This is a genomic window from Pseudoalteromonas sp. 13-15 (assembly GCF_001468205.2).
In the GTDB taxonomy this organism is placed as follows: Bacteria; Pseudomonadota; Gammaproteobacteria; order Enterobacterales; family Alteromonadaceae; genus Pseudoalteromonas; species Pseudoalteromonas marina.
The window spans coordinates 2222063-2235157 of the sequence record NZ_CP019162.1; the positions used below are offsets into that span (position 1 = coordinate 2222063).

Consider the following 13095-nt stretch of genomic DNA (forward strand, 5'->3'; position numbering starts at 1 on the left):
ATGGCTTTATTAGAAAGTACTCACAGACGTAAAAACCCGCTAACGGGGCGCTGGGTATTAGTTTCACCGCATCGTAATAACCGCCCATGGTTAGGCGCAACCGAAGCCGTTAACGAAACAGTATTGCCAAAGCATGACGAAAGCTGCCCGCTTTGCCCAAGCAATACACGAGCAAATGGCGACAGCAACCCAGACTACAAATACACCCATGTTTTTAAAAATGACTTTGGCGCACTAACGCCCAATGCCAGCGAACAATCACAAAGCGTAGAGTCAGACAGTGATTTATTTATTGCTGATGAAGCAAGCGGCGAATGCCGCGTGATTTGCTTTTCGCCAGAACATAACAAAACATTACCAGAGCTTGAGCACGATGCCCTGCATGCCGTAGTAAAAACGTGGAAAGACAACTATACCGAGCTTGCACAGCAATACGAGTGTGTTCAGGTATTTGAAAATAAAGGCGAGATCATGGGGTGCTCGCAGCCCCATCCGCATGGCCAAGTATGGGCGCATTCGCACCTATCTACCGAAATAGAAGCCGAAGATACTCAGCAGCGTGCTTATTTTGATAAACACGGCACTGCTATGCTTGCCGACTATGTAAAAAAAGAACAAGTCGATAAAACCCGTGTCGTATTTGAGAATGAACACTGGCTTGTTGTGGTGCCTTTTTGGGCAGCATGGCCATTTGAAACCTTACTAGTAACTAAAGACAACATTCAAAACTTTAGCCAGCTTAGTGATGTACAAACCGATTCACTCGCTCAGGCATTAAAAGTATTAACCACTAAATACGACAACGTATTTAACTGCAGCTTCCCTTACTCTATGGGGTGGCATAATGCACCAGCAAATCGTGGCTCTGATGAGCAACACTGGCGCTTACATGCACATTTTTATCCGCCACTACTTCGCTCTGCCACCGTTAAAAAACATATGGTTGGCTACGAAATGTTAGGCGAAAGTCAGCGCGATTTAAGCGCAGAAACAGCCGCGTCTATTTTAAAAGCAGCAAGCACCACACACTATAAAAATACAGCAGGACACACAGATGAAGCTTAATGAATTTCAACACCACTTTTTATCACTGTACGGTGCCCCTGCTCAGGGTATTGCAGCTGCACCAGGACGTGTAAATCTAATCGGTGAGTTTACTGACTACAACGACGGCTTTGTATTTCCGTGCTCATTAGAGTTTCGTACCCAAGTGATGTTTAAAGAGCGCGACGATAATACGATTACCGTGCAGTCACTCAATTACCCAGGCGAGCAAGACAGCTTTAACGTTGACGAACCGATTAGCGAAGGTCAATCGCAATGGGGAAATTATATTCGCGCCGTTGCATTCGTATTAAAACGCGCAGGCCACACCTTACGCGGTGCTGATTTACTTATTGATAGTAACTTACCGCAAGGTAGTGGTTTATCATCATCGGCAGCATTAGAAGTGGCTGTGGGTGGTATGTTTAACCATATTGCACAGCTTGGTTTAAGCGAAGAAAAAATTGCACTACTAGGCCAAGAAGCTGAAAACGACTTTATGCATTGCCAGTGTGGCATTATGGATCAGCTCATTTCGGCAAAAGGCGAAAACGGCCACGCATTACTAATAGATTGCGAAAATTTGGCAACTAAGTCTGTGAAAGTGCCTGATGACTTGAATATTGTTATTGTAAACTCTAACTACCCACGTAAATTAGTAGACAGCGAATACAATCAACGCCGTATTGATTGCGAACAAGCTGCTGAAAAAATGGGAGTTAAAACACTTCGCCAAGCAACGATGGCTAAGCTAGATGCTGTTAAAGCACAGCTTAGCAATAACGAATACAAACGTGCGCACCATGTAATTAGCGAAAACGACCGCGTTATCGCCGCAACTACAGCATTGCAAGCCAATGATATGGAGCAACTTCGTGAATTGATGGCTGCATCGCACCAATCACTTAAACACGACTTTGAAGTAACGGTACCCGCAACGGATGGCTTGGTAGAAATATGTAAAGAAGCGATGGGTGAGCGTGGCGCAGTGCGCATGACCGGTGGTGGTTTTGGGGGAGCAATAGTGTGTTTATGCCGCGATGCAGAAGTACCGCTAATTAAAGCCGCCGTTGAAAAACATTACTTTGAACGCTTTAACTTATACGCAGATATTTATGTGTGCTCAGCAGGTTCAGGGTTACAAATAACGTCTTTTTAAAAGTAGGTATCAATATGGCAAAGGTTAACTGGGGTATTATTGGGTGTGGCAATATTGCTCACACCTTTGCTAAAAGCATTGCGCATTGCGCTGATGCTCAGCTTATTGGCGCAGCCTCAACTAGTGAGCAGCGCGCAAACGAGTTTGCCACACATTATTTAATTAAAGGCTATGAAAGCTACCAAGCCCTTATGCAATGCCCAAACATTGATGCCATTTACATTGCAAACACTCACGACCAACACTTTCAAAGCATCGCCCAATGCTTGATGCATAATAAGCACGTACTAAGTGAAAAACCTATTACCGTCAATGCACAGCAATTAAAAAACTTAACCGCACTGGCCGAGCAAAAAGATTGTTTTTTAATGGAAGGAGTGTGGATGCGCTTTTTACCCGCCATTATAAAATTAGAGCAGCTACTAAGCCAAGCAGCTATTGGCAAAGTACATACCGTGCAGGCCAACTTTAGTTTACCCGGCACCTTTGCCAACACCCACCGCTTAATGAACCCAAATACAGCCGGTGGCGCTTTGCTTGATTTAGGGATTTACCCGCTATCGATTGCTGATGTGGTTTTTAATAAATCCCCTGAAAAAATCAGCTCATTTGTGCATAAGGCTGATACAGGTGTAGATGCGCGAAATATTACCATGCTCGATTATGGTAATGGTCAGTTCGCACAACTTAGCAGCGCACTTGAGCAAAACGGTCCAACCGAAGCATGTATTACCGGTGAACATGGCTTTATACGCATACCTTGGTTTGTAGGTGCAAAAGGTCTTGAGCTTCATATTAATGGGCAAGCTATTCAACATTTTGACTACCCATTTAGTGATGATGAAAACTTTAAATTTGAAATTGATCACGTTACTGAGTGCATACTAAATAAACAAATACAAAGCTCTATATTACCACTGAGCACAAGCTTACGGGTTATGACGATGATGGATAGCCTAAGAGACCAATGGCAGATTGAATATAGCGCGACTGTCGAATCTCATGACATAAATAAATAAAAATACACGCAACAAGGATACACAATGACAACAACACACCGTTTAAAAACGCTTTCAAAAGCAATGTTATTAGCCACGGCCAGTTTAACTACCGGTGCGGTATTTGCCGAATCAAATAAGCCTGAGCAACTTTATCCGCCAATAACCAGCGAAGTGCTCCCTGAATTAGCAGCTAAAGGCACCTATAAAGTAGGTGTAAAAACCCTAGACTTAGTTAATCCAGCGCAGTTTGATCCCACAACGCAAAGCCAAAAAGATCGCCCTTTAAAAGTTGAAGTGTGGTATCCAGCAGATAGTAAAGCAAGCAAACCACTAACCAGCTACACAGACATAACCCGCTCAGGCAAACAATTTACCTTACAAGCCGATGCACAGCGTGATGTTGATATAAGTAACGCCGATAACTACCCAGTTGTAGTGCTTTCGCACGGTTATACCGGCTACCGCACAATTATGTACTACCTTGGCGAGCACTTAGCCTCGCATGGCTACATAGTTGTTGCACTTGATCACACAGACTCCACAAACGCCCATGTAGATTTTAAAAACGCGCCCTTTGCGGGCTTTTTTAGCACCTTGATTAATCGCTCACGCGATCAGCAATTTGTGATTAATTATTTTAACGAACAAAGCAACTTTGCAAGCGAGCAAGTAGATCAAACTAGCGCAGGTGTTATTGGCTACTCTATGGGTGGATTTGGTGCGGTTAATACAATTGGTGGTTGTTATGCCTTTAACGAGCAAACTACAGCCATGTTTACGGGAATGACTGACCCTGCTCAAATTAAACAAGTACAGCAACTACTTAACAGCTGTGCAGGCGGGCAATATCAAAACCCGCAAGTAGACCCTCGTATAAAAACAATGGTGGCTATCGCACCTTGGGGTGGACAACATAACTTATTTGACGCTAAAGCAATGAAAAACATTAAAGTGCCTTCACTTTATATTGCAGGTGACTTAGATGATATTTCTGGTTTTGAAGGCATTAAAAATCTTTACAACCAAACTGGCAGTGCCGACAAGTACATGCTTACTTATAAAAATGCCCGCCATAATATTGCACCGCACCCAGCCCCTGCGATTGCCCAAAGCAGTAGTGAATTAGATTTAGGTCATTACTACGAGCCATCGTGGTCATTGCGCACCATTAACGAAATAAATAAACACTTTGTACTTGCCATGATGGATTGCCATGTAAAAGACATAAGCAGCCAGTGTAAGTACTTAGATTTACCTCAAAATGGCGACCAAGCCATTGTTGATGGTAAGCCACTACCACAATGGTATGGCTTTGATAACCGCTTCTCTTCAGGTATGGATTGGCAACAAAGTAAACCTCGTAGTAAGTAATACTTAATTTAAGCGGCTATAAAACTTGATAGCCGCCTTCGCCTTAAAACCAGACTGAAATAAAAACCTTTTATATAAATGAGTTAACACACAATATAAAAATGTTTGTTTTTTAATCGGCTATTTTAAGAAAAAACCATTGCCATTAACCTTTGTTAAAGGCAATCTAGTCATATATAAGATAAGATAAATAACACAAATATCATGTCAAAATACATACTCTCAATTGATCAAGGAACCACAAGCTCTCGGGCCATCTTGTTTACAAAAGATGCAGACGTTTTTGGGTCAGCACAACAAGAATTTTCACAGCATTTTCCAAAAAACGGTTGGGTTGAACATGACCCAAACGATATTTGGCAAACCGTGCTTAGCACAAGCCGTGAAGTGTTATCTAAAAACGACGTAAAGCCTGATGAAATTATTGCTATTGGTATCACCAACCAACGCGAAACAACCTTGGTATGGAACAAAAAAACCGGTAAGCCAGTGTATAACGCCATTGTTTGGCAAGATCGCCGTACCAGTGATTATTGCGAAAGCCTAAGCACTGACGAACTTTGCCAAACTATTAGCGACAAAACAGGCTTATTGCTCGACCCTTATTTTTCTGCAACTAAAGTACGCTGGATTTTAGACAACGTAGAGGGCGCACGTGCACAAGCCGATGCTGGCGAACTGGCCTTTGGTACCGTTGATACTTATTTATTATGGCACCTAACAGGTGGACAAGAGCATCGCACCGATGCCACTAATGCCTCGCGCACCATGTTATTTAATATTCATACACAGCAATGGGATCAAGAGTTACTCGACTTATTTGGTATTCCTGAATCTATGCTGCCCCAAGTAATGGATTCAGCAGACGAGTTTGGCTCAACCAGCGAAGATATTTTTGGCGCGCCAATACGCGTATGTGGTATTGCAGGCGATCAGCAAGCTGCGCTTGTTGGTCATGCTTGCTTTGAACAAGGTATGGCTAAAAGCACCTATGGTACGGGCTGTTTTTTAATGTTAAATACGGGCGAAAAAGCCCTTACATCTGAGAACCGCTTACTGACTACGGTTGCTTATAGATTAAATGGCAAACCCACTTACGCCATTGAAGGCAGCATTTTTATGGCGGGTGCCACTATGCAGTGGATTGTTGAAGGCTTAAAACTGTTGAGTCATGCAGGCGAAAGTGAATCACTAGTGAAAGATGTACCACTTGATCATGGGGTATTTTTAGTCCCTTCGTTTACAGGTTTAGGCGCACCCTATTGGGACCCTAACGCACGTGGTGCAATTTTAGGCTTAACCCGCGACTCTGGTATTAGCACTATTGTTGCCGCAGCTTTGCAATCGGTGGGTTATCAAACCAAAGATTTACAAAAAGCAATGGAACGTGATGGACTTCGCCCAAGTGTACTACGCGTAGATGGCGGTATGGTTAAAAATAACTGGGTACTCACCTTTTTATCTAACATTTTAGGTGCAACCGTAGAGCGCCCAACGGTCACCGAAACCACCTCGTTAGGCGTTGCTTATTTAGCCGGCTTACAAGCAGGTATTTACGAGTCAACTGAGCAACTCGCTAAAATGTGGACCTGTGACCGTCGTTTTGAGCCAACAATGGGTGCTGATGAACGTAATGATTTATACGCAAAATGGCAGCACTGTGTAGCGCAAGTTCGCCTATCTAGCGACGATTGCCAACAACAGTAATGTATGCAGCCGCTAATGAAATTTAGCGGCTTTTAAAGCAGGCCTAACGCTATTTAAAGGCGCGTTTTACGCAGTTTGATTTTAAAAAGATCAGGCTAAAAAATTTAAAATCAAAAAGCACGGTTAGCTATTGTCAAACACTGACGGTCGCTTTATGATGATATATGTCTTATTTATATTACAAATAAAAAGGTTAGCTCACAGTGGAATTAGCAGATAACGAATACGACCTACTCGTCGTCGGTGGTGGTGTAAACGGCACAGGAATAGCAGCTGATGCAGCTGGCAGAGGTTTAAAGGTACTTTTGTGTGAACAATCGGACCTTGCTTGTGCGACATCGTCAAATAGTTCTAAGTTAATCCACGGTGGTTTACGTTACCTTGAGCATTATGAATTTAGATTAGTAAAAGAAGCTTTAGCTGAACGAGAAGTACTGCTTAAAAATGCCCCTCATATTATGTGGCCACTTACTTTTAGATTACCACATCAGTCGCATTTACGCCCTGCATGGATGATCCGCATTGGCTTGTTTATGTACGACAACCTAGCCAAGCGCGAAACACTGGCTGGTTCTCGAGGTATTAAATTTGGCGAAAATAGCGTGCTAGAGCCATCTATTGTAAAAGGTTTTGAATACTCAGATGGATGGGTTGATGACTCTCGTTTAGTTATTTTAAATGCCCTTTCTGCACAAGAAAAAGGCGCTACCATTGCTACACAAACCAAATGTGTAAACGCTAAACGTGAGCAAAATAAATGGCAGGTAACGCTTGAGCAACAAAATACTAAAAGTAAATACACTGTATCGGCTAAAGGCATTGTTAATGCAGCTGGTCCGTGGGTTGCAAAATTATTTGATGAAGCGCTAATTGAAAAATCACCACAAAATATTCGCCTTGTAAAAGGCAGCCATATTGTAGTGCCTCGCATTCACGATGAAAAAGAAGCCTATATTTTACAAAATAAAGATCAAAGAATTGTATTTGTTATTCCATTTGAAGATGACTATTCGTTAGTTGGCACCACCGATGTAGAGCATAACGGCGCAGCTCAAGATGTTAAAATTAGTGATGAAGAAATCGATTACTTAATCGATATTACTAACAGCTACTTTAAAAATCACATTAAACGCGAAGACATAGTTCATACTTTTTCGGGTGTACGCCCGCTACTAGATGACGAGTCTATTAATGCGCAAGCCGTAACACGAGACTACAAGCTAGAGCTTTCAAGTGAGAGTAAACACACTCCATTATTAAGCGTATTTGGTGGAAAAATTACCACTTACCGTAAACTGGCAGAAGCCGCTGTTGATAAGTTAGGAGACTTTTATCCGCAAATGGGTAAAGCATGGACTAAACACAGCGCATTACCTGGTGGCGACTTTGATAATGTTGAAGCACTGACTCAAGAGCTTAAATCTTTATACAACTGGCTACCAGAAGTGACGTTGAAGCGTTTTGTGCGTACGTATGGCACACGTACAAAAATTATTTTAGGTAATGCCACACAACTCAGTGATTTAGGACATGACTTTGGCCATGGCTTATTTGCTGCTGAAGTTGATTACTTACTAAAACAAGAGTGGGCTGGTAATGCTTACAACATTTTATGGCGTCGCAGTAAACTGGGTTTACGTTTTAGCGATGAGCAGATTACAGTTTTAAATAATTATATTGAAACACGCTGATTAATAAGCTGTTTCATTATCACTATTTCCCGTTTCCCCCTTTATGGTTAACAAGCTATAAAGGGGTTTTTATTATTAACTATTCAGCCGACTGGTATAAATAGTTAAACCCACTAAGCGTTGCCGATTTAATATCAAACTCACTACACTGTACCCCTATTTTTGTAAGCGCCTTGGTAAAACACGTGTTAAGTTGCTTAGTACCAATAACCACAACCTGTGTGTTGCTGAGTAGCTGCCATTCACTTGCATAACGTGCTGCGCGTACATCACTGCCTATTAGTACGCCCGATAGGTATGCTTTAGCTTGAACTGGGGTTAGTTCTTTGGACAATTGGCGTGTTCTTACACTAAAAATGCCATGCGCTAAGTTACCGCTATCACTGCCCAAAGTTAAATCGCAGCCTTGTTCAAACGCTTGCCAATCAAATTCACCTTCAGCGCAATCATCAGGAATTAATACGCTTTGATGACATAACAGGTCGTATAACTCACCGGTCATAGCGGTTTTAAAACATATTATTTTACCATTGTTAATTAGTACCCACTTGGTATGCGTTCCAGGTAAACACAGTAAAATTTTACCCGTTTGATACTGCTCGTTTTGTTTTAAAAAACCCAGTATTTGTAATTCTTCACCTCGCATGACATCAATTAGCGTGTTTTGTAACGTGCATTTTGTGCCTGGTAAGGCATTAATGGTGTGCCCTTCACATTCAAAGCTAACAGCAGCATCAAGCAAGCCTTCAGGGTTAATTGGGCACTCTAGATAAGGGGTTTCATGCCAACCAATCGTTGACGTAATTTGGCCTGCAATATAAATAGGTAGTACACCATATTGCGCTGTCCAAGGTGTAATTGCGTGAATCAGTGTTTGTTGAAAATGTTGATTTACTTTTACAACGCCAGGCCCGTCACATTGATCAATTAACGTTAACTCACTGCCCTCACCTACTTTACACAAGTAAGCACGTAAGTGACTTGTGCCCCAGTCAACGGCTATAAACAAAGTTGAAGTAGTCAAACTTTAAAGTCTCCCACCGTCAATTTTAATGCCTTGCCCGGTGATCATACTGCTTTCATCGGCGGCTAAGAAAAGCGCTAAATTAGCGACGTCGTCTGGCGTTACTAATTTTTTAAGCGCCATAGCTTCCATCCATTTTACTTGCTCTTCTTCAGTGAACCAGCTTGCTAATTGACGCTCGGTTGCAACCCAGCCTGGTAATATGGCATTAACGCGAATACCAAACTCACCATAGTCACGAGCGAGTGCTTTGGTCATACCTATTAAACCCGCTTTGGCGGTTACATAACCTGCCATTTGCGGTTGGCCCATAATGGCATTGATAGAGCTAAAATTAATAATACTGCCAGCACCTTCTTGCTGCATAAACGACATAGCCACTTGAGAGGCAAAAAAAGCAGGATTTAAATTAATTTGTAAACACTGGTCCCAATCTTTAACCGTCACGTCTTCACTGGCTTGACGACGGTCGTTTGCCACATTATTTACAAGTACATTTACGCTACCAAGGGCAGCACACGCATCGACCAGTGACTTTTGCAAAGCGTTCGAATCAGTGACATCAACTTGCCTGTACCATAAATTAGCATCGGGTAAATCGCTAATGAGTGCTTGCGCCGCTTCATCATCTATATCAATAAATGCTACTTTGGCTTGCTGTTTAACAAACGACTCAACCATGGCTCTGCCAATGCCTGACGCACCACCAGTGATAAAAATAACCTTGCCAGAAAGACTGTGATATTGAGCTTGAGTGTTCAAAATTAAATTTCCTTGCAGCATGTTTTCAGTTCAACTTAAACCCTTTAAAAACGATTACTTAGAGAAAAAGAGCCAAACCAAGTTGTTATTGCTGTGTTAAAATAATTAGCGATTTAAAAGTTTATACCATATCCTTACGTACATTAATATGATATATGATATATGATATATAATTAAGCAATAATGAACTCGGAAATTCGCACGATGAAAACTCAACCTCGCCAAAATTTAACTCACCAACTAACCCATGATTTAGGGTTTGCAATAGTGCGGGGCGTGTATCCTGTAAGCGAAGGATTACCATCGGAAGCTGATTTATGCATTAAGTACAATGTAAGCCGCAGTGCAACGCGCGAGGCAGTAAAAATGCTCTCTGCTAAAGGGCTTATTTCATCGCGTCCAAAGCAAGGTATTCGTGTATTACCAGAAAGCAGTTGGAATATGTTTGATACCGACGTACTTCGTTGGATTTTAAGCAGCAAACCGTCACTATCATTATTAAAAGAATTTACCCAAGTACGTGTTGCACTTGAACCACAAGCAGCCGCGTTAGCTGCAATAAGCGCTACGCCAGAGCAGCTTGCAGAAATTGATAACGCACTTGCGCGCATGGCTGATGCCGATGAAGGGTTAGACGATCCGTTAGAAGCCGACATCGCCTTCCATACCAGTATTTTAGTAGCCAGCAACAACCGATTTTTTGTACAGCTGACTGAATTTATTAGTACAGCTCTTAGAGTTAGTATTCGTTACACTAACCATATTAAAGGTGTACCAGGCGCTGACGTAACTAAGCACGCTGATATTTTAGACACAATAAAATCTGGGAATCCCGAGCGCGCTAAAAAAGCGGTCGAAACAATTTTAGAAGAAGCGCTAGAGCTCATCGAATCTAAACTCGATTGATGACTAAAAAAATATCTTTAAAAAAGGGAGCTACTTAGCTCCCTTTTTACTGCTTATTATATTTTAAGCTTTGCTAAGCTCAAAAATAAGTGATGTTTGCGGGAATGAAATTGGCATTTGTAGGCCAAACTCCATTAATGCTTCCCCCGTAAAGGTTTGCCCGTTAACGGCGGTAATAGACGAAGGGCGGTATTCTTCAAATTTAATAGGCCACACTAAATTAAGTGTGTACTGTGTATCTGCATCTAAACCAGCAAAACGAAGCTTATTAGGCGCGGTACGCGGTGTTTCGCGCACGCTGTTATACGCAAATAACGCTTTTGATTTTTGCTCGTCGATTAAACCAAAATTAATAGATAAATCGTCGCTATCGAGGCGGTACAAATCGGCAGCATGAATAAATTCACGGTGCTCTTTGTGCAGCGCAATAGCCGCTTTAAGCGCATTGTATTCATGATCGGTCAGCTCACGTGGATCCATTTCAATTCCCATGTGGCCAAACATGGATACCGCAGCACGCATTTCAATGCTCACATTACGCCCTGTAATATGACAATCACGTGGGCCTACGTGTGCACCCATAACCGACGATGGGAAGAAGAACGAACAACCACGTTGAATTTCAAGACGGTCAAGCGCATCGTTAGAATCTGACGTCCATACACGGTCTGTGTGTGCAAGCACACCATAATCTACACGTGCACCACCTGACGAACAGCTTTCTATTTCAAGGCCTGGATGCGCCGCTTTAATGCGATCGATTAAGCGATAAAGTGCCAGTGTTTGCTGATGTACCGCAGGCTTACCATCAAAATTACCCGCATGGTTAATATCGCGGTTCATATCCCATTTAATATACTTAATTTTTGGGTACTCAACCAAAATATCGTCAATGGCTTTGTATAAATATTCAACCACCTCAGTGCGCGTTAAATCAAGCACAAGTTGGTTTCTAAAGCTCAGTTGCTCGTTATTTTCTGAGCCTAAGACCCAATCAGGGTGAGCGCGGTATAAGTCGCTATCTGGGTTAACCATTTCTGGTTCAAACCAAATACCAAATTCCATACCTAAGCTATTTACATGATCAATGACTGGCGATAGACCATCTGGGTAAATTTCGTAATCAACTGTCCAATCACCTAAGCCTGCAAAATCACCGCGGCGACCTTTAAACCAACCATCGTCCAGAACAAAACGCTCAATACCTAATGGTGCTACTTTATCGGCTAACTGCTTAAGCGTATCTACATCGTGGTCAAAATAAATACCTTCCCACGTGTTGTAATGCACCGGGCGTGTTTTTTCACGCTGTGCTTGGCTAAGTAAATTAGCCTTAACAAACTGATGAAAATTACGCGAAAGCGCGCTAAAGCCATCGCTCGAAAACGAGCCATAAATACGTGGACTTTGATACGTTTGGCCTTTAGCAAGGGTTAGCTCGCCCGGTAATAATAACTCACCCATTTGCACATAACGGCGCCCTTCTGGTAGTAGTTCAGCGCGTAACTTGTTGTTACCACTCCATCCTAAATGAAAGCCATAGCACTCACCGTGTTGCTCGCCTGCGCCTTCGCTATGAACTAATAAACCAGGGAATACGTCGTGCGATGTTTTACCTTTACGATTTTCGCGTACAAAGCTGCCTAACACCAAATCGACAGATTGACGTTGAAATTCGTTTGACCACCGCCCTTCAAAACTTATAATTTTGTTAACGCTATCGGGTAGCTGAAATGTGGGTGCTGCACAAAAATTAACGCTTAGTGGTGAATCACTTAAATTAGTTAATACCGTATGCGCGCTTAACACATTGGTATTGTAATCAAGCGTAATACTATGAACGACTTCAATTCCACGTAATGTATCTTCACTTACAAACTCAAGCATTGATGATGATGGCTGACGAACCTCTTTTAACTTCGGCCCTACAGACCAAGCAAAAGAGTCGTTTACAAGCTCAAGGCCAGGTGCACCAGTAAAGCCCTCACCTAAAAGTGGAGAAAGAGAAATAGGCGCTTCTTCAACTGAGGCACATTTTACCTCTTGACGGGTAGCAAGCTGAGCAAGCATCAACTCAGTTGTTTGCTCTGATAGGCGTTTACCAAAATACAGTAACGCAGGTGTTTTACTTTGGCAGTTGAAAATAACGGTGCTGTTTACACTGTCTAATCGATAAAATGATTTAGTGTTGGCCATGATTTTCCTATCCTCTTATTCATTGTGTGAGTTATTAATATACCGAGATGATGTTAGCGATAGGCGTTAACGCGATCTCTAAAGTGTTCAGGCACAATCTGATAGATGGCGAACACTAATAATAGTATATATCATATAAATTTAGTTTTAATAGTTTTTCTATCGCAAATACTGAGATAAAACCACTGGATATACCACTTAGGTTTCATTTGATGGTTAACTATAGTGATAATC

At 42.1% G+C, this 13095-nt stretch carries 10 protein-coding genes; 7 read left to right on the forward strand and 3 right to left on the reverse strand.

Going from position 1 to position 13095, the window contains the following annotated elements; all coding sequences use genetic code 11:
* The 6 genes from ATS72_RS10310 to glpD all read left to right on the forward strand — a co-directional run bounded on the left by ATS72_RS10310 (position 1) and on the right by glpD (position 7973).
* Positions 1–1065, forward strand: coding sequence for a UDP-glucose--hexose-1-phosphate uridylyltransferase (locus ATS72_RS10310; protein WP_058430005.1), 1065 nt, complete (start codon positions 1–3; stop codon positions 1063–1065).
* On the forward strand, positions 1055–2203 hold the full coding sequence (gene galK / locus ATS72_RS10315; protein WP_006791295.1) for a galactokinase: 1149 nt from the start codon (positions 1055–1057) through the stop codon (positions 2201–2203). Before ATS72_RS10310 ends, galK begins: the two co-directional genes overlap by 11 nt.
* Positions 2204–2217: 14 nt before the next feature.
* Positions 2218–3222, forward strand: coding sequence for a Gfo/Idh/MocA family protein (locus tag ATS72_RS10320; protein WP_058430004.1), 1005 nt, complete (start codon positions 2218–2220; stop codon positions 3220–3222).
* Positions 3223–3246: 24 nt separating this feature from the next.
* Positions 3247–4575, forward strand: coding sequence for an alpha/beta hydrolase family protein (locus tag ATS72_RS10325; RefSeq protein WP_058430003.1), 1329 nt, complete (start codon positions 3247–3249; stop codon positions 4573–4575).
* A 204-nt stretch (positions 4576–4779) separates the two neighbouring features.
* Complete coding sequence (glpK, locus tag ATS72_RS10330) at positions 4780–6282, forward strand: glycerol kinase GlpK (protein ID WP_058430002.1); 1503 nt, start codon at positions 4780–4782, stop codon at positions 6280–6282.
* Between the two features lie 203 nt (positions 6283–6485).
* Entirely contained in the window at positions 6486–7973 is a 1488-nt protein-coding gene (gene glpD, locus ATS72_RS10335; protein WP_058430001.1) for a glycerol-3-phosphate dehydrogenase, read from the forward strand.
* A 79-nt stretch (positions 7974–8052) separates the two neighbouring features.
* Here the strand turns inward: glpD and ATS72_RS10340 are convergent, their stop codons facing one another.
* Together ATS72_RS10340 and ATS72_RS10345 are read right to left on the reverse strand one after the other, a co-directional pair.
* Complete coding sequence (locus ATS72_RS10340) at positions 8053–8997, reverse strand: 2-dehydro-3-deoxygalactonokinase (protein WP_010557677.1); 945 nt, start codon at positions 8995–8997, stop codon at positions 8053–8055.
* A gap of 3 nt (positions 8998–9000) precedes the next feature.
* The gene (locus ATS72_RS10345; protein ID WP_008127054.1) at positions 9001–9759 is read right to left on the reverse strand and encodes an SDR family NAD(P)-dependent oxidoreductase; all 759 of its coding nucleotides are present in this window, start codon (positions 9757–9759) and stop codon (positions 9001–9003) included.
* A 204-nt stretch (positions 9760–9963) separates the two neighbouring features.
* Between ATS72_RS10345 and ATS72_RS10350 the strand changes: the two genes are divergently transcribed.
* Positions 9964–10665 carry a FadR/GntR family transcriptional regulator gene (locus ATS72_RS10350; RefSeq protein WP_010557675.1) on the forward strand — a complete coding sequence of 234 codons (702 nt, stop codon included), beginning with the start codon at positions 9964–9966 and terminating at the stop codon, positions 10663–10665.
* A 63-nt stretch (positions 10666–10728) separates the two neighbouring features.
* On the opposite strand, the gene ATS72_RS10355 is transcribed toward ATS72_RS10350, so the two are convergent.
* Positions 10729–12861 (reverse strand): alpha-galactosidase, encoded by a 2133-nt coding sequence (locus tag ATS72_RS10355; RefSeq protein WP_058430000.1) that lies wholly within the window; start codon positions 12859–12861, stop codon positions 10729–10731.
* Positions 12862–13095 lie beyond the last annotated feature (234 nt).

Bases quoted from the DNA above. Each gene is read 5' to 3' on its own strand.
- ATS72_RS10355 (WP_058430000.1), bottom strand. From the start codon at position 12,861: ATGGCCAACACTAAATCATTTTATCGATTAGACAGTGTAAACAGCACC.
- ATS72_RS10325 (WP_058430003.1), top strand. From the start codon at position 3,247: ATGACAACAACACACCGTTTAAAAACGCTTTCAAAAGCAATGTTATTA.
- glpK (WP_058430002.1), top strand. From the start codon at position 4,780: ATGTCAAAATACATACTCTCAATTGATCAAGGAACCACAAGCTCTCGG.
- ATS72_RS10350 (WP_010557675.1), top strand. From the start codon at position 9,964: ATGAAAACTCAACCTCGCCAAAATTTAACTCACCAACTAACCCATGAT.
- ATS72_RS10320 (WP_058430004.1), top strand. From the start codon at position 2,218: ATGGCAAAGGTTAACTGGGGTATTATTGGGTGTGGCAATATTGCTCAC.
- ATS72_RS10310 (WP_058430005.1), top strand. From the start codon at position 1: ATGGCTTTATTAGAAAGTACTCACAGACGTAAAAACCCGCTAACGGGG.
- galK (WP_006791295.1), top strand. From the start codon at position 1,055: ATGAAGCTTAATGAATTTCAACACCACTTTTTATCACTGTACGGTGCC.